The organism is Runella zeae DSM 19591, from assembly GCF_000423565.1.
GTDB lineage: Bacteria > Bacteroidota > Bacteroidia > Cytophagales > Spirosomataceae > Runella > Runella zeae.
Window position 1 is genome coordinate 259,987 of sequence record NZ_KE384038.1, and the last position, 16,647, is coordinate 276,633.

A 16,647-nucleotide genomic window follows, 5' to 3' on the forward strand; every position below is an offset into this window, starting at 1 on the left:
TTTTTTTATGCAATCGTTGTCGGTAACGTTCCCAAAATCTTGCCTTTTCAGTTAATGGTGATTATATTTGAACCTATACCCAAAAAATGGTATTTTCACCAGTCCAAATAGGAAGCTGTATTTCCTGATATATAAATTGTACTAAACCAATATCACAATAGTGGGAATTATTACGATAAAAGATATAGCAAAAGCCCTTAATTTGTCTACGTCCACCGTATCTAGGGCGCTACGAGGGAGCTATGAAATCAACGCCGAGACCAAGCGGCTAGTGATGGAATATGCTGAACGGATGAATTATCGCCCCAATCCTATTGCACTAAGTTTGAAAGAAAACCGGAGTCGTTCGATTGGGGTAATTATCCCAGAAATCGCTAATAATTTTTTCTCTCAGGCCATTAATGGCATAGAGTCTATTGCTTACAACCGAGGCTATCATGTGGTGATTTCCCAAAATCACGAATCTTATGAGCGAGAATTAGTAAGCACACAATACTTAGCTCAGCGTCGTGTAGACGGCCTGTTGGTTTCATTGTCGGGCGAAAGCAATGATTTAGAGCACTTTAAAGAACTTCAGTCAAAAGGCTTGCCGATTGTGTTTTTTGACCGAGTTCCCCAAGATTATATTACTCACAAAGTCACTGCCGACAATTTTGCAGGAGCCTATGAAGGTACCGAGCACTTGATTCAGCAGGGCTATCGCCGTATCGCTCATTTGACTAGCCCGTCGTGGTTGTCGATTACGTATGAGCGTTTGGAAGGATATAAAAAGGCCTTACAAAATCATGGGATTCCGATTGATGAGTCTTACATCAAGTATTGTAGTCATGGAGGAATGATTGCGGAAGAAGTAGAAAATGCGGTTTTAGAATTGATTCATCATCCCAACCGGCCAGATGCGATATTTTCAGCAGGCGACCGTCTGACTACTTCCTGTATGTCGTTGATTAGAAAAGAAGGTTTGCGTATTCCTGACGATATTGCTATTGTAGGATTTACCAATTTGGTATCAGCGCATTTGCTCAATCCTGCTCTGAGCGCAGTCACCCAGCCGGCCTATGAAATGGGGCAGCTTGCCACAGAATTTTTGATTGATTTGATAGAGCGCCCCAAAGCCACTATTCGTTTTGAAAGCAAACGCCTTGATACTCGCCTAGTGATAAGAGAGTCGTCGCTCAAGTCTAGCTAAAGTTTTAATTAAATAGCTTACAAATTCATACACGAAAGCTCTCTTTCACTTCTTTATCTTTGTTGAATGCGTCGTTTTGTTTACTTATTGGTGTGGCTTATTGCCTCTAGTGTTTCTGCTCAGATACAACGAGATACGATTTTTAATTTTCCTCCCGATTCGTCCGTTTTCATTCGTACCAAAGGTCCGATGCCTTATCTTAATTATGGATTGGGGGAAGATCGGCTTGGGGGAGCCAAAATGGGCACCATTGATTCGTTGGTTTTATTGAAAGTGACGGGTCAATACAAAAACCTCTATCGCGTAAGACTGACGCCGCATTTGTCGGCTTGGATACCCCAAAATCTTACCAAACGTGATACCCTTGTGAAGCTTCCTTTACAATACCTGACGGGTTCGTGGAAGGTATGGGGAGATACCCACTTTGATTATGTTTCGATACCCTTACCCGACCGCTTGGCTTATCGAAGTTGGCAAGAGGTAAATCCTTCCAAAATCATAGTGGATGTGTTTGGGGCGACTACCAACACCAACTGGATTACGCAATTGAGGTCAGTAAAAGAAATAAAAAGCGTGGACTATGAGCAAATTGCTGATGAGCAGTTGCGTATTACCATTTGTTTACGGCATTCTCAGCATTGGGGCTATCGGGTAGGATACGAGGGGCGGCGGCTTGTGATAGCGGTGAAACGCCAACCCGAAAAATTAAAACTAAAAACCTTGACCATTGCGATAGATGCAGGTCATGGAGGGACTAACTTGGGCGCTAGAGGATTGCGTTCAAAACAATGGGAAAAAGACTTGAACTTGAGTATTGCTTTGCATTTACAAAGGGAATTGGAACGAAAAGGAGTTAAAGTACTTATGAGTCGTGTGAGCGATACTCTTTTCAATAATAACGACCGCGTATTAAGATTCCGCACCCAAAAGCCGGATTTGTTGGTAAGTATTCACAACAACGCTGCTGGCGATACTACCAAAACTCGTGGCACTAGTACTTATTATAAGCATCTGGGCTATCGCTCATTGAGCCAAACCATTTTGAAGCGGCTTTTGGATATGGATTTGGCTGAATATGGCAATGTGGGGCGTTTCAATTTTGCACTCAATAGCCCCACCGAATATCCTAACGTATTGGTAGAAGGGGCTTTTATGAGTCATCCTGCGGATGAAGCTTGGCTAATCAATGATGATTTTCGCAAAAGAATGGCTAAGCAAATCCGAAAAGGTATAGAAGACTGGTTGAAGAAAGTCCGAAAAGGGCAGGATTTTGAATAAAATGTTATGAGCGAAATCCGAATATTTCGCTCATAACATTTTTCACAAATAAGGTACAACCGTCTCAAGCCCCATACCACGAGAGCCTTTGATAAGTACGTGCGTATCTTGCTGAGGATGGTCCACAATCCAGTTGTGCAACGAAAATTTGTCAGGGAAATAATAGGCTTTGGGAAGTGCCGGCAAAGCATCTTGCATAAGCTTACCCGCCAAAATCACAAGGTCAAATTTTTGTTGGGCAATAAGTTTTCCTAATGCCAAATGCTCTTGAGGAGATTCTTCACCTAGCTCCAGCATATCTCCCAAAATTACTACTTTACGTTTTGCTTTGAGTTTGCCAAAGTTTTCGATAGCAGCGGCCATCGAAGAAGGGTTGGCATTGTAGGCATCCATAATGATCGTATTGGAGCCTTTTTGAACAATCTGTGAGCGGTTGTTGGTAGGATTGTAATCTGCTACTGCTTGGTTGGCATCTTGAGAAGATACCCCAAAATAACTCCCTATCGCCAAGGCGGCTGCGATATTTTCAAAGTTGTATTTACCGGTAAGATGCGTTTGGATGGTGGTACCCTCAGCATCTTTAAACACCACTAGCGGAGCGTCTTCCAGCATTTGGGAAGCATCCTCGCCAATGAGATATTTGATACAGGTTTTGAAGGTACGTTCATGGGCCATTTCGGCAAGCGTAGTATTGGAGCCATTGACAAACACCGTACCGCCGGATTTTGCAAGCCAATCATACAACTCTCCTTTTCCTTTACGAACTCCTTCTATACCGCCAAATCCTTCCAAGTGGGCTTTTCCGATATTGGTAATAAGACCGTGAGTAGGAGCGGCGATACTAGACAAAAGAGCGATTTCTTGCTGATGATTGGCACCCATTTCTACGACAGCTATTTCGTAGCTTGAGTCGATCGCCAACAGCGTAAGTGGTACGCCAATGTGATTGTTGAAATTACCTTTCGTAGCGTAGGTTTTGTATTTTTTTGCCAAAACCGTAGCGATAAGCTCTTTGGTCGTAGTTTTACCATTTGAACCAGTCAATCCCACGATAGGGATAGAAAGCAGGCTACGATGATGGTGGGCAAGTTGCTGAAGCGCTTCTAAACTGTCTTTTACTAATAGGTAGCGGTTATCCACCGCCACGGCGGGGTTATCCACAATGGCATATTTAGCCCCTTTTTCCAACGCATCTTTAGCATAGGCATTTCCGTCAAATTTATCGCCTTTAAGGGCTACAAAGAGGCAATCTTGGGTGATTTGGCGGGTATCGGTCGAAACGCCTTGGCAAGTCAGAAAATAATCGTACAGTTGAGGGATTGTCATTCTAAGAATTAAAGAATTAGATGATGATATTATTGCTCTTTACTCCAGACTTCGTAGATTTTAGCCCCTACGCTGCTGAGTCCGCTGTGATGCCAGTCTTTGTTGTTTTTGAGTTCATAATCAAAAGACAATGAAGCCCCTACGCGACTATTGTCTTTGCTAAAAAAATCAATGGTTTCGGTGTATTTTCCGTCTTTGATCGTATAGCTACCACCGCCCGTTCCCGAAAATTGTTTGGTTTCGGGATTAATAGCGGCCCACTGAAAACGGGTGCCTGTTAATAATTTAAGCGTTTTACGGGCGCTGCGTTGCATAGGCGAAATGTTGCCGTCGTTGCCCATGCGGCCCGTAATCCGATAAAGTGCCGCTGCGGGGGTGTTTGCATTGTCTACTTGTTCCCATTCTCCTAAATTTTCCACAGATAGTTTGTTGCCCGAAAGAGTGATTTTAAAATTCAACGTTTTACCTACTCTAGAAGTATCCATCGAATTGAACTCACTCTTGTAAGTGAGGGTTCCATTGGCAATACTATAAGTACCTCCTTCGGTGTACAAAAACTCTTTTTCGGTATATCTGGTAGCCATCAGATAATCATCCGAGCAAATCAACATCGTTGTCTTGCCGTCGGTGCTAGTTTGCTTCCATGCTCCTTTGACTTGGCTCCATGCTTGAGAGACACTTATGAAGCTAAACAGGGTGATGAGTGAAAAACATAATGTCTTTTTCATGTTTGTGAAAGATTGGTGGTTGTGAAAGCAAATTTAAACCAAAACCCCGATAAACAATAAAGCAGCCCACTTAGTAGGCTGCTTTATTATATCAATTAACCAATTTTTATTAAAGAAAACTAGACATTCATGAGTGATTCGCGACGGCGCATTTTGCCAGCTGGGATACCAAACATCATCTTGAAACGGCGACAGAAATAAGCGGTGTCTTTGTAGCCTACTTCGGAGCCGATAGCACGGATGCTTTTCTTAGACGTACGGAGAAGTGTCACGGCTTCTTCCATGCGTTGATATTCGATATAGTCTTGTGGATTGATACCTGTCAGCATTTTGAAATACTGCCCTACATAGTCTTCCGATACATTGGCTACGTTGGCTAGTACTTTGTTAGAAAGGTCTCCACCTAGGTTGTCTTTGATGTAAGCAAAAATATCAATCAAACGGGGATCTTTGAAATAAGTACTGTTGGTAACAAGCTGTTCTACAAAGAGTTTATTTTTCAAAATATACCGAATGACTTCAATCGCCAATTCTTCGGTTTTGATTTTGATAATACGCCCACGGCCAGGGGTATCGTTGAAATCTTCTTGGAGAATTTCACCAATAAGCCGACCCATGTAGCTGTGCTGCTTGATAATAAAAGGAGGGATGTCCAAAGAAGTAAAGAAATTGACCGAATCAAAAACTTTGGCATCAAATGCCACAAGCCCAAAAGAATGAGGGATTTTGCCTACTTGGCTGGCATCGCGCAATGTTTCGAAGTATAGTTCACGACGGGTAAGAAACTCCTCATTGCTCACTACTTTTGGTTGTACATTGTCTCCACTGCTGTAGGTGATTGTAGCGTGCTTGCCTCCAGGGATGAATAGCATATCACCAACTTCAATTTTTTCGTTGGCAAACATCACTTCCCCATCATACAAAATCATGAGTGAGTTTTCGACGTCATAAAAATTCTTAATGGTGATAGTTTGCAACATTCGGATATGACGAGCTTTGATAAACTTCACTCCGAGTGATTCGATGATTTTATTATAATCTTCCATTGGACAATGGGTTAAGTGCCTCAGTGTTTGAAACTGCAAATTTACTAAATTTCAAAATTTGTACAAAACTAATAATTGTACAAAACTAATACAAGTGTGTAATTTTTTTCAATATAAAAAAAAGTGCGCGAATCCTGCAAGAAAACACACACTTTTTTTTAAAAAAAATAGTAAAATTGGACTTTTTGGGCTTTTGCATTAGTCTACAATATCGCCTTTTTTTGTATTTCTGAGGTACTTTTGGAGAAAATAAGCCTTTCAGCTTAGAAATACATCCTTACCAAAACAGCCTATTTGTGGTCTTAGGTGGTGTTAGAAAAATCCAAAAATATTTTATTTGAAACGCTTAATTTTTGAGTTCGCGCGCAATTACCAACTTCTGAATCTCCGAAGTACCCTCATAAATTTGGGTGATTTTTGCATCACGCATCAGACGCTCTACATGAAACTCTTTTACATAGCCATACCCTCCATGTATCTGAACCGCCTCGGTAGTAGCCCACATTGCTACATCCGAAGCAAACAATTTGGCCATTGCTGCTGCCTGTACATAATCTTTGTGTTCGTCTTTGAGACGGGCGGCTTTGTATACCAATAAGCGAGCAGCTTCTATTTTGGTGGCCATTTCGGCCAACTTAAACTGTATCGCTTGGTGCTCAAAGATGGGTTTTCCAAATGCTTTGCGTTCGTGGGCATACTTCAGGGAGAGTTCGTAGGCACCTGCCGCAATACCTAAAGCCTGCGCAGCAATTCCGATACGGCCGCCATTGAGGGTACTCATTGCAAACTTAAACCCAAAACCATCGGCGCCAATGCGGTTTTCTTTGGGGACTTTTACATCCGAAAACATCAAAGAGTGGGTATCAGATGCACGAATACCCATTTTGTCTTCTTTTTTTCCTACCACAAATCCGTCCCAGCCTTTTTCTACAATAAGGCAGTTGATGCCTCGGTGTTTGAGCTCGGGGTGAGTCTGAGCAATCACCAAGCATACTGACGATATCCCCCCGTTGGTAATCCAGTTTTTGGTTCCATTGAGAAGATAGTAATCTTCCTTCTCTTCGGCAGTAGTGTGTTGGGAGGTAGCATCCGAACCTGCTTCAGGCTCAGAAAGGCAAAATGCCCCGACGATTTCGCCAGAGGCTAATCGAGTAAGGTATTTTTGTTTTTGCTCTTCGGTGCCATATGCTTCTAATCCATAGCATACAAGGGAGTTGTTCACAGAAATTATCACAGAAGCTGAAGCGTCTATCTTTGAAATTTCTTCCATCGCCAATACGTACGAAACAGTATCCATGCCGCCTCCACCGTATTCGGGAGATACCATCATTCCCAAAAAACCTAATTCCCCCATGCGTTTAACTAGCTTAGGGTCGAATTTTTGTTCGTTATCACGTTCGAGAATGCCCGGTAAAAGTTCGTTTTGGGCAAAATCACGTGCTGCTTCTTTGACTGCAAGATGCTCTTCTGTCAAATTGAAGTTTAAACCTTCCAATACCATCGTGTTTAGTTAATCTATGAAGTGAAATGTTTTACTTGGCTTGATGTCTCAAATGTACAGTTTATCCAAAAGGTATGCAAGCATACTAAAAACATCTTATTAGAGATTAAGCGACTCCTCCATTGACGCTCAATGTATGACCGTTGACATAACTCGCCTCTTCCGAGGCAAGATATAAGTAGGCATTTGCAATATCTTCGGGCAGCCCCATTCGTTTGACAGGAATACCAGCAACAGTTTGATTTTTAATTTCTTCAGGAATAAGATCTGTCATCTCGGTCTTGATAAAACCCGGTGCTACGGCATTGGCGGTGATATTGTATTTGCCAAGTTCTTTGGCCCACGTTTTGACCATCCCAATGATGGCAGCTTTGGTAGCAACGTAATTGGTTTGTCCGAAATTGCCCGTTTGTCCTACTACCGAAGAAGTACAAATGATACGCCCGTATTTTTTTTCTACCATATACGGAACAATGGTTTTGGTACAATTAAAAACGCCATTGAGGTTGATGTCTATCACTTGTGACCACTCCTGATACGACATTTTGAGGAGAGATTTGTCGCGAGTAATACCCGCATTATTGACCAGAATATCGATTTGGCCATAGCGCTCGAATATATCCCGCGCTGCTGCTTCGATAGCAGGTACATCGGTGACACTAATCTTAACAAATTCGGCCTGAAATCCTTTTTCTCGCAGCTCTTGAGCCGTTTGTTCGCCTGCATCGAGCATATCCCAGATAACGACTTTGGCTCCTTCTCTTGTAAAAATTTCGGCGGTGGCTTTCCCGATACCTCGGGCTCCGCCTGTGATGATAGCAACTTTGTTTTCTAAACGCATGATAAAAAAGAGATAATTATTCAAACATCAAGGTAATCAATTCGGCTACGCAAGCAGGTTTAGAACTGCCTTCAAGCTCAAAATAGGCATCTATTACAGTCTTGATACCATTGGGCTGTTGGTCTTCGATTTCTTTAAGGGTAGCTCTCATTCGGATACGGCTACCCGTGGGCACAGGCGTGGTAAACCGAACTTTATTGGTCCCGTAGTTTAAGCCCATTTTTACTGATTTGACTCGGTAAAGTTCATACAAAAATTTGGGCGCTAAAGAAAGAGTTAAAAAACCATGCGCGATAGTGGTTTTGAAGGGGGAATACTGAGCCGCCATTTCGGCGTTGACATGAATCCACTGCTGATCACCTGTGGCTTTGGCAAAATCATTGATCATCTCTTGGGTAATCATAACCCAATCGCTCGTTCCTAATTCTTTTCCTAAGTGCGCTCGAAAATCAGAAAGTGTAGCAAAAATAAGCATAAAAGATAAAGGGAGTAGTTTATGTCTAAAGTACAAAAAAAACGAAGATTTGTTCTTTTAAAGTACAATAAAATAAAGTTTTTCTCCCTATTTGTGTAAAATACTAAATCCTCCCGAAGGCTAGAGAGCGTATAACAGCTAGCATATGTTTTTTGTGTAGGTCTATTGGCTACAAACGTTGGGCCTCTCCGAGGCAAAATGCGAGAATACTCTTCGGGAAGAATAGCTTCGGAGAAGCTCAAATTTTGTAGCAAGAGATTTTCTGCTTTATCCCAAAGACTTCGTAGAAGTCAAACATAAGCCTTGTGTAAGGATAGAATCAAAAGGAATTTGTAAAAACGATAGCTACAATAAACCCAAAAAACCTTCTGTTTGCATTTGAGAGCTTGCATTTACTCAAATACCAATCAGAAGGTTTTTTGGAATCAGCTATATTCGGGATGATTCGTTTCTTATGGATGTGTTCCCAATCTAATCTCAAGGTTTGTTGCTATCGACTTTGATGCGTTCATCGCGGTTGGCAAGCTCCCAAGCGGTATGAAACACGAGTTGGACAATTTTGCTTTGTTTATCAAACAAAATCTTCTCTACATCGTCGCCTGGGCGATGATAATCTTCATGAACACCCGTGAAATAAAAAATAACTGGAATTTTGTTTTTGGCAAAATTGTAATGGTCGGAGCGGTAATAAAAGCGATTGGGATCGGAGGGGTTGTTGTAGGTATAGTCTAATTGATAATTGATGTATTTGGAGTTGGCAGCCTCACCAATGGCGTGAAGTTCGGACGATAATTTGTCAGAACCAATGATATAAACGTATTTGGGGTCTTTTTGATGGGCATTATCTACCCGCCCAATCATGTCTATATTGAGGTTACAAACCGTATTTGCCAACGGAATCACGGGGTTGGCGGTATAATATTCCGACCCCCAAAGTCCTTTTTCTTCGCCTGTTACGGTCATAAACAAAATACTACGACGAGGCCCATGACCTTCGGCTTTGGCTTTCGAAAATGCCTCGGCTAGTTCGAGGATGGAGACTGTGCCCGAACCGTCATCGTCGGCACCATTGTTGATTTGTCCATCAGCTGATATACCGATATGATCTAGGTGAGCCGTAATGACAATCACTTCGTCTTTCTTATCGGTGCCTTCCAAAAAGCCCATGACATTTTCGGTCATGACGATGTTGTCTTTGCGCTCAGCTTTGAGCTTGACGGTACTTTCGGCAATACTACCTGCTGCGGGTGGAATCCCTTTTTGAGTAATATTCTTTTGAATTTTTGCTAATTTCTTTTCTTTAATATTCAACAAATCCAATGCCATTTGACGCGAAATTGTGAAGGCAGCGTTACCATTGATTTTTTCGGTATAGGGCTTAGTGGAAAGCCGATTGAAACGCTGACTCATGGCACTTCTTTTAGCGATTTGTTGGGAGAAGGCCGAGCCAGTCAGGTCTGAGACGATAAATACATACTTGGCGCCTTTTTGAGTCGCAAGATTAGCTTTACGTTGCCACGCCAGATTGCCGTCGCTCCATTTAGAGACAGTAGCGTCACCACTGAGCAAATATTGTCCATTTTTATTTTTGGGTTCTCCTTCCAAAATGACCACTGCTTTGCCTGTAACATCAATGTTTTTATAATCATCATAGCGATCAGATTCGATGCCGTAACCCGCAAAGATAACCGGCACTTTTTCTTCTGAAAGCACATTGAGCAACCCACTGAGGTAAAAATCATGTTGTAGTTCATAGCGTTGAGTTTCGGTAGCGAGATACACTTCTCCCCAACTTTTCTGATACAAGGCATAAGGCTGAAAATACGATTTGCTTCCGTCTTCGGTGGGTACAATCGCTTGCAGGCCGACCGACTTGAAAAAGTCAGCGACATATTTAGCGGCTTTTTTTTGCCCTTTCGAACCAGTATCACGCCCTTCGAGGCTATCGTGAGCAATGACTCTCAAATGGCGTTCTAAATCTTGAGGGGTGATTGTTTGTGAATATTGTAGCGATAAGTCTTGGGCGTAGGCGGTTGAGTTTGTCAGGCACAAAAGCGAGATACAGCTCAAGGCTAGTAATTTTATTTGATTCATGGGGTTGATGAATAAAGTGGATAGCTTTAAAACAAACGCCAAGTGGCGATTTGGTCAAAGAAATTTGGAATGGATGCCGGTAATAAAAATGCCATAAAAACAATCCCAAACAAAGCACCGTACAAGTGGGCGTCGTGGTTGATATAGCCACCTGATTTTCGGGATTCATAAAATGAATACAACATATAAATTGCGCCAAAAATAAACCCTGGAATACAAATGGCGAAGTATAAACAAACTTTTTGTAAAGGAGCTAAGAGAATAAACGCAAATAAAAGTGAGGCTACGCCACCCGAGGCTCCAAGAGAAAGGTAGCGGCTGTTGGTGCGGTGTTTGAGAAAAGTAGGAATATCCGAAACGACGATTCCCAATAAATATAAAGCCAAATAATAAATAGTGCCAGTAGGTCCAAAAATACTGTTCAGAAACATTTCCATGGCTTCACCAAAGAAGTATAAGCTAAACATATTGAAAATCAAATGACCAAAATCGGCATGGATAAAACCCGATGTAATAAAACGATAATATTCGTTTTTAGACGCAACCCGTACGGGATTCATTGCCCATTTGTCAAGAAAAGAAGGATTTTGAAATCCATACCAACTAATACCTACTGTGATGATTATCAGAATGAGCGTAAGAGACATAGAATAAGTGTATAGTTTATAGCGCTATATTGAAAACAACGAAATCGCTTGTAGTCTTAAACAAGCTGAATTTCAAATGCAAACATACAGGAAGTACTCTAAAACTCTCTTTTTTGGCTTATTTGTTTTTTTTGGAGCGTAGATAAACCCGGTTTTCGCTACCATTCAGGAGACGAATGATGTTTTTTTGGTGGGTAATGACTACTACGGCAAATAGCAAAAATCCGAATACAATCAACAACGTACTAGCTTGCCCGAATATGCCTAGTACCAGTATCATAGGAAAAGCAAAGGCGGCCACAATAGAACTTAGAGAGACATAGTTGGAAGCCAAAAATACCAATACAAAAATCGCAATGCATAAGGACGCCACTGGTGGGTCAATCGCCAAAATCATTCCTAAAGAAGTAGCCACTCCTTTTCCACCTTTAAAACGCACAAAAATAGGATACAAATGCCCTAAAACCGCCGCAGAACCTAAGAGTAGCTTGAAAGTGAGGATTTGAGATGTGTCAATTACGTCCAAAAAATAGAGTATATTGGCCAACATGGTAGCCGTCCATCCTTTTAGTACGTCGATTAGTAATACAATGGTGCCAGCTCGTTTGCCCAATACACGGAACGTATTTGTTGCCCCTGCATTTCCACTTCCAAATTTCCTAACGTCGATTCCAAAATAAGCTTCACCGTACCAAATGGCTGAGGGTATAGAACCCAACAAGTAAGCTGTCACAAAGGCAAAACACACATGCCAAACATTCATCGAAAAAGTGTAAGTTTTTTAAGGTTAGAAAAAAACATTGATAACGTTAAAAATTGGTTTTTCTTTCAGAAAAGCCAACAAATGTAAAACTTTATCTTGACCTTTGTTTTACAAAAATAACATTTTTTTAAGAATGAACCCTCTCTTGATTGTCACTGGTGGTACCAAAGGCATAGGGCGCGCACTCATCGAAAGATTTGTGGAAGGCGGCTTTGATGTGGTGACCTGCTCGCGAAATAAAAATGATTTAGAAAGCCTTCGAGCTGATTTACAGTACAAATATCCTAATTCCCAAATTTTTATAAAAGTAAGCGACCTATCCCAAAAAGAAGAGGTACGGGCATTTGCTTCTTTTATAAAAGCCTTAAAACGACCTGTCGACATCGTGGTCAACAATACTGGCATATTTGCACCTAGCCAAGTTCATAGTGAGCCTGAAGGAACATTAGAAAAAATGATAGAAACTAATCTTTACAGCGCTTATTATTTGACTAGAGAACTCATAGAAGGCATGAAAGCACAAAAAAAAGGTCATATTTTCAACATGTGCTCTATCGCAAGTACAACGGCCTATATCAATGGAGGCGCTTATGCAGTTTCTAAATTTGCGCTTTATGGCATGACTAAACTACTCAGGCAAGAGATGAAACAATATGGTGTCAAGGTGACTGCTGTCTTACCTGGTGCTACTTTGACCCCAAGCTGGGAAGGAGTAGAGCTACCTTCGGAGCGATTTATCAGAGCAGAAGACGTAGCCGAGATGGTGTGGAGTACGGCCAAATTATCCCCTGAAAGCGTAATTGAAGAAATTTTGATACGTCCACAGTTGGGAGATATTGTTTAAGTTTAGGATTTTTGCGCGTTAAATCGCTATTTTGCATTGAACCTTTTACTATTAACTATCAACTGATAAGATTTTAATTTACCAATGGAACAATATTTGGGTATAGACGTGGGGGGAACCAACGTCAAAATGGGCGTCGTAGATACAGAGACAGGGCGCATTTCAAATTTCTATAGCCACGATACTTCTAGCTGGAGACAATCAGGGCATTTTGAAGAAAATTTAGGCGACGCTATTTCCGTTCAGCTACATGAATACCCGAATATTAAAAAAGTAGGTATAGGTTTGCCGGGGATGATTAATCGCAATCGTACCGTACCCTTAGAAATCACTGCAATTCCTGAAATTGACAATGTTCCTCTGGTCGAATATTTGTCGAAACGTTTTGCTGGTGTACAATTTTTCTTGGAAAATGACGCAAATGCTGCCGCGCTTGGGGAGTTTTATTTTGCTGCCGAAAAAATCAACGAAAACTATATTTTTATTACCCTTGGCACGGGTGTAGGCGGAGCGGCGATCATCAACCGTAAGGTTTTTGTGGGTGGAGACGGAAATGCCATGGAGCCGGGACACATTCCTTCTCGCAACGGCAAGGTTCTTGAAAGAAATATCGGTAAAAAAGAACTTCTTGACTTAGCCAACCATATGCGAGGCAAATACACAGGAGACACCCACCTTCCCGACGACGGTACAATTTCTACCACGGGTCTTGTGGCTGCCGCCGCCGAAGGCGATGAGCTTGCTTTACAAATATGGAATGAAGTAGGCGAAATGCTAGGCGATGGTCTCGTAGCAATGGTCCGTATTTTGGATATTAAACTCATCTTGATTGGAGGAGGCTTAGCTGCTTCTTTTGATTATATTATTCCGGCGGTGACCAAGCAATTGAATTATTGGCTTACGCCTTACTATCTAAAAGACCTCGAAATCAAGCGTGCCACGCTTGGCAATGACGCAGGTCTGCTAGGCGCCGCTTCATTATGTTTTGATTAGTGTCAATAAAACTTTGTGAAAAGGGTTAAGAGGGTTGTTTTTCAATGCTTTTGGCCCTTTTTTTATGTATTCCAAATCCTTTTGATAACATGAAAACGATAGCCTTTCTTCTTCTGCTTTCGCCTTGTGCTTTTGCCCAGCTAACTCAAAATTGGATGATTGGACCTTTCAAGAAAGCCGATGGGCTTAATCCTATCCTTACTGCCAATGCTTCTACTACTTTTGAGTGCCCCGTAAGAGGCGAAACAGTAAAATGGGAGGAGAAAGATGTGTTTAATCCCGCCGTGGTGGTACGTCACAATAAGATTTATATGATTTACCGCGCCGAAGATAAAGTGGGCAAATACGCTGGTACGTCGCGTTTGGGCTTGGCCGTAAGCAGCGATGGCTTGCATTTTAAACGAATGCCTCAGCCCGTATTTTATCCTGACAACGACTTCATGAAAAAATATGAATGGGAAGGTGGGTGTGAAGACCCTCGCGTGGTAGAAACAGAAGACGGACGCTACTTCATGACTTATACCTCTTATGATGGCGATAAAGCGCGTCTCTGCGTAGCAAGTTCCGCCGACCTCTTACATTGGCAGAAGCATGGTTTGGCTTTTGCTAATTTTATCAAGAGTAAACGCGATTTTTGGTCAAAATCTGGCTCAATTGTGTGTCGTAAAGTGGGAAATAGAATGATAGCCACCAAAATCAACGGTCAATATTGGATGTATTGGGGCGACCAAGCGCAGCTTTATGCCGCCACTTCCGACGACCTCATCAATTGGTATCCTGTAGTAAAAGCTTACGATGCGGCTTATCAACCTACCAATGTATCGGATGTAGGATGTATTTCAGTCGCTGCCGTGAGAACTGGCAAACATGATTCACGCTTGCTTGAACCTGGTCCGCCTGCTATACTAACAAGAAAAGGTATATTGCTGATTTACAATGGTATGAATTACAACACTACCGGCGATGCGACTCTTCCTGAAGGTACCTACGCCGCAGGGCAGTTTTTGTTTGAGGCTGACAATCCTCTCCAACTCAAAGACCGTTCGGCCAATTATTTTATCAAGCCCGATAAGCCTTACGAAATCAATGGGCAAGTAAATCAGGTATGTTTTGTGGAAGGATTGGCTTCCTTACGGGGAAAATGGTTTTTGTACTATGGTACGGCCGATTCTAAGATTGCAGTAGCAGTAGCTAATCAAAAATAAAACTTAGGAAAGTAAATTTATCTAACTCATTCCCTTTTTCGTTAAACTATAACCAATTAATGACACATGAAAAGTATGCGTTTTTGGATGAGCCTTGCTCTCACAAGTACTGTTGTTTTTGCGTATGCCGGCCCTGGGCCTTGGAAAAATCTATTTGATGGAAAAACCACCACTGGATGGCATAGCTATGGCAAAACGGGCGTAAAAGGCTGGATGGTAATGGGTGGCTCTCTCATGACTCACGGCAAATCTGGCGATTTGGTGACTGACGAAGAATTTGAAAATTTTGAGCTTGAGTTTGAGTTTAAAATCAAACCTAAAGGCAATAGCGGTGTGATGTACAAAGTAATCGAAGACGCTGCTCATCCGCCGTACTATTCTGGGCCCGAATATCAGTTGATTGATGATGAAGGTTATCCGCCGTTTAATGACAATGGCAAAATGGTCAAAATCAATGACAAACAAAAAACAGGTGCCAACTATGATATGCAGGCTCCGAGTAAGTTTGTGGCCAAACCCGCTGGTGAATGGAACAAAGCCAAAATCTTAGTGAAAGGCAACCATATCGAGCACTGGCTCAACGGCGTAAAAGTCGTAGAATATGAATACGGAAGTGCGGCATGGAAAGAACAATTGGCAAAAAGCAAATTTACCAAATGGACCTACGCCACTCCACGTGCCAAAGGTAAAATTGCCCTTCAAGACCACGGCGATGAAGCTTGGTTCAAAAATATGAAAATCAGAAGTTTATAGCCGATATATAATCTTGGAAAGGTTTGAAGCCTTTCCAAGATTTAAGAGAAAAGTTTCAATTCTATGCTCCAGCAATATTTCCTTTATTTGGCCCACGAAAAGCGTCTTAGCCCGCATACTATCACCGCTTACACCAAGGATTTAGAGCAATTTGCTGAGTTTTTAGACAAAACTTATCAAATCAAAGAGCTCGAAAAAGCTGACTTTCGTATGATACGGGGCTGGGCCGTGAGCTTGGTTGAAGCAGAGCTACATCATCGAAGTGTCAATCGAAAATTAGCTACTTTGCGTTCGTTGTATGGGTATCTTTTAAGATGTAAAACTATTAGCATTAATCCCATGCTGCGGGTGTCGGCCTTGAAAACCGACAAACCTCTGCCGCAATTTGTGGAAGAGAAAAGCTTGGAATTGTTGTTTGAAGAAATCGCTTTTAGTGCTGATTTTGAAGGGATTCGTGACAGGGTTGTCTTGGAACTTCTCTATGGGACAGGGATGCGTCTAACAGAATTGTTGACCCTTCGCGATACTGATATTAATTTTTATGACCAAACACTCAAAGTATTGGGGAAGCGCAACAAAGAACGTATCATTCCGATTTATAAAGGATTGGCAGATATTCTAAAAACTTACCTCGAAGCCAAGCGTTCTTATTTTACAACTCTCTCTACCAATCAGCTCATTATCACTCATAAAGGCGAAGCAGCTTATGCCGTGTTGATTCAGCGAATTGTAAAAAAATACCTATCAGCCGTTACTTCTTTACAAAAGCGCAGCCCTCACATTCTTCGCCATACTTTTGCGACTCACTTGCTCAACAAAGGAGCTGACCTCAATTCTATCAAAGATTTGCTCGGCCACAGTAGCTTGGCTGCTACCCAAGTTTACACGCACAATTCTATTGAAAAACTGAAGAAAATCTTCAAACAATCGCACCCAAAAGCATAAAAGCAAAGCATCGTGCATT

At 41.8% G+C, this 16,647-nt stretch carries 16 protein-coding genes; 7 read left to right on the forward strand and 9 right to left on the reverse strand.

Translation table 11 applies throughout. From position 1 onward, the window contains the following. The first annotated feature begins 160 nt into the window (after positions 1-160). Together G563_RS0123855 and G563_RS0123860 are read left to right on the forward strand one after the other, a co-directional pair. Positions 161-1,189, forward strand: a complete 1,029-nt coding sequence (locus G563_RS0123855) for a LacI family DNA-binding transcriptional regulator (RefSeq protein WP_028667546.1) — start codon at positions 161-163, stop codon at positions 1,187-1,189. Positions 1,190-1,255: 66 nt separating this feature from the next. Further along, a complete protein-coding gene (locus G563_RS0123860) occupies positions 1,256-2,467 on the forward strand; it encodes an N-acetylmuramoyl-L-alanine amidase family protein (protein ID WP_028667547.1) in 1,212 nt (403 codons plus the stop codon). Between the two features lie 42 nt (positions 2,468-2,509). Here G563_RS0123860 and G563_RS0123865 read toward each other — a convergent pair whose 3' ends face one another. The 9 genes from G563_RS0123865 to plsY form a co-directional block, all read right to left on the reverse strand. Continuing rightward, positions 2,510-3,793: a UDP-N-acetylmuramoyl-tripeptide--D-alanyl-D-alanine ligase gene (locus tag G563_RS0123865; RefSeq protein WP_037327980.1), complete on the reverse strand. Its 1,284-nt coding sequence runs from the start codon at positions 3,791-3,793 to the stop codon at positions 2,510-2,512. A gap of 29 nt (positions 3,794-3,822) precedes the next feature. Next, on the reverse strand, positions 3,823-4,521 hold the full coding sequence (locus G563_RS0123870) for a hypothetical protein (protein WP_028667549.1): 699 nt from the start codon (positions 4,519-4,521) through the stop codon (positions 3,823-3,825). 119 nt (positions 4,522-4,640) lie between these two features. Further along, positions 4,641-5,567, reverse strand: coding sequence for an AraC family transcriptional regulator (locus G563_RS0123875; RefSeq protein WP_028667550.1), 927 nt, complete (start codon positions 5,565-5,567; stop codon positions 4,641-4,643). Between the two features lie 346 nt (positions 5,568-5,913). Then, positions 5,914-7,062: an acyl-CoA dehydrogenase gene (locus G563_RS0123880; RefSeq protein ID WP_510186887.1), complete on the reverse strand. Its 1,149-nt coding sequence runs from the start codon at positions 7,060-7,062 to the stop codon at positions 5,914-5,916. 112 nt (positions 7,063-7,174) lie between these two features. Then, a complete protein-coding gene (fabG, locus tag G563_RS0123885) occupies positions 7,175-7,909 on the reverse strand; it encodes a 3-oxoacyl-ACP reductase FabG (RefSeq protein ID WP_028667552.1) in 735 nt (244 codons plus the stop codon). Positions 7,910-7,925: 16 nt separating this feature from the next. Continuing rightward, positions 7,926-8,384, reverse strand: coding sequence for a MaoC family dehydratase (locus G563_RS0123890; protein ID WP_028667553.1), 459 nt, complete (start codon positions 8,382-8,384; stop codon positions 7,926-7,928). A gap of 477 nt (positions 8,385-8,861) precedes the next feature. Then, positions 8,862-10,478: a M28 family peptidase gene (locus G563_RS0123895; protein ID WP_037327983.1), complete on the reverse strand. Its 1,617-nt coding sequence runs from the start codon at positions 10,476-10,478 to the stop codon at positions 8,862-8,864. A gap of 26 nt (positions 10,479-10,504) precedes the next feature. Continuing rightward, the gene (locus G563_RS0123900) at positions 10,505-11,125 is read right to left on the reverse strand and encodes a rhomboid family intramembrane serine protease (protein WP_028667555.1); all 621 of its coding nucleotides are present in this window, start codon (positions 11,123-11,125) and stop codon (positions 10,505-10,507) included. Between the two features lie 118 nt (positions 11,126-11,243). Continuing rightward, positions 11,244-11,888, reverse strand: a complete 645-nt coding sequence (gene plsY / locus G563_RS0123905) for a glycerol-3-phosphate 1-O-acyltransferase PlsY (protein ID WP_028667556.1) — start codon at positions 11,886-11,888, stop codon at positions 11,244-11,246. A gap of 133 nt (positions 11,889-12,021) precedes the next feature. Between plsY and G563_RS0123910 the strand changes: the two genes are divergently transcribed. The 5 genes from G563_RS0123910 (at position 12,022) to G563_RS0123930 (ending at position 16,628) form a co-directional block, all read left to right on the forward strand. Continuing rightward, on the forward strand, positions 12,022-12,732 hold the full coding sequence (locus tag G563_RS0123910; RefSeq protein WP_028667557.1) for an SDR family oxidoreductase: 711 nt from the start codon (positions 12,022-12,024) through the stop codon (positions 12,730-12,732). Between the two features lie 84 nt (positions 12,733-12,816). Then, a complete protein-coding gene (locus G563_RS0123915) occupies positions 12,817-13,725 on the forward strand; it encodes an ROK family protein (RefSeq protein WP_028667558.1) in 909 nt (302 codons plus the stop codon). A gap of 89 nt (positions 13,726-13,814) precedes the next feature. Further along, a complete protein-coding gene (locus G563_RS0123920) occupies positions 13,815-14,930 on the forward strand; it encodes a glycoside hydrolase family 130 protein (protein WP_051211187.1) in 1,116 nt (371 codons plus the stop codon). Between the two features lie 66 nt (positions 14,931-14,996). After that, positions 14,997-15,683 (forward strand): 3-keto-disaccharide hydrolase, encoded by a 687-nt coding sequence (locus G563_RS0123925; protein WP_310586566.1) that lies wholly within the window; start codon positions 14,997-14,999, stop codon positions 15,681-15,683. Between the two features lie 63 nt (positions 15,684-15,746). Beyond that, the gene (locus tag G563_RS0123930; protein ID WP_028667561.1) at positions 15,747-16,628 is read left to right on the forward strand and encodes a tyrosine-type recombinase/integrase; all 882 of its coding nucleotides are present in this window, start codon (positions 15,747-15,749) and stop codon (positions 16,626-16,628) included. Positions 16,629-16,647 lie beyond the last annotated feature (19 nt).

Bases quoted from the DNA above. Each gene is read 5' to 3' on its own strand.
- G563_RS0123870 (WP_028667549.1), bottom strand. From the start codon at position 4,521: ATGAAAAAGACATTATGTTTTTCACTCATCACCCTGTTTAGCTTCATA.
- G563_RS0123915 (WP_028667558.1), top strand. From the start codon at position 12,817: ATGGAACAATATTTGGGTATAGACGTGGGGGGAACCAACGTCAAAATG.
- G563_RS0123925 (WP_310586566.1), top strand. From the start codon at position 14,997: ATGAAAAGTATGCGTTTTTGGATGAGCCTTGCTCTCACAAGTACTGTT.
- G563_RS0123860 (WP_028667547.1), top strand. From the start codon at position 1,256: ATGCGTCGTTTTGTTTACTTATTGGTGTGGCTTATTGCCTCTAGTGTT.
- G563_RS0123910 (WP_028667557.1), top strand. From the start codon at position 12,022: ATGAACCCTCTCTTGATTGTCACTGGTGGTACCAAAGGCATAGGGCGC.
- G563_RS0123900 (WP_028667555.1), bottom strand. From the start codon at position 11,125: ATGTCTCTTACGCTCATTCTGATAATCATCACAGTAGGTATTAGTTGG.
- plsY (WP_028667556.1), bottom strand. From the start codon at position 11,888: ATGAATGTTTGGCATGTGTGTTTTGCCTTTGTGACAGCTTACTTGTTG.
- fabG (WP_028667552.1), bottom strand. From the start codon at position 7,909: ATGCGTTTAGAAAACAAAGTTGCTATCATCACAGGCGGAGCCCGAGGT.
- G563_RS0123930 (WP_028667561.1), top strand. From the start codon at position 15,747: ATGCTCCAGCAATATTTCCTTTATTTGGCCCACGAAAAGCGTCTTAGC.
- G563_RS0123895 (WP_037327983.1), bottom strand. From the start codon at position 10,478: ATGAATCAAATAAAATTACTAGCCTTGAGCTGTATCTCGCTTTTGTGC.
- G563_RS0123920 (WP_051211187.1), top strand. From the start codon at position 13,815: ATGAAAACGATAGCCTTTCTTCTTCTGCTTTCGCCTTGTGCTTTTGCC.
- G563_RS0123865 (WP_037327980.1), bottom strand. From the start codon at position 3,793: ATGACAATCCCTCAACTGTACGATTATTTTCTGACTTGCCAAGGCGTT.
- G563_RS0123875 (WP_028667550.1), bottom strand. From the start codon at position 5,567: ATGGAAGATTATAATAAAATCATCGAATCACTCGGAGTGAAGTTTATC.
- G563_RS0123890 (WP_028667553.1), bottom strand. From the start codon at position 8,384: ATGCTTATTTTTGCTACACTTTCTGATTTTCGAGCGCACTTAGGAAAA.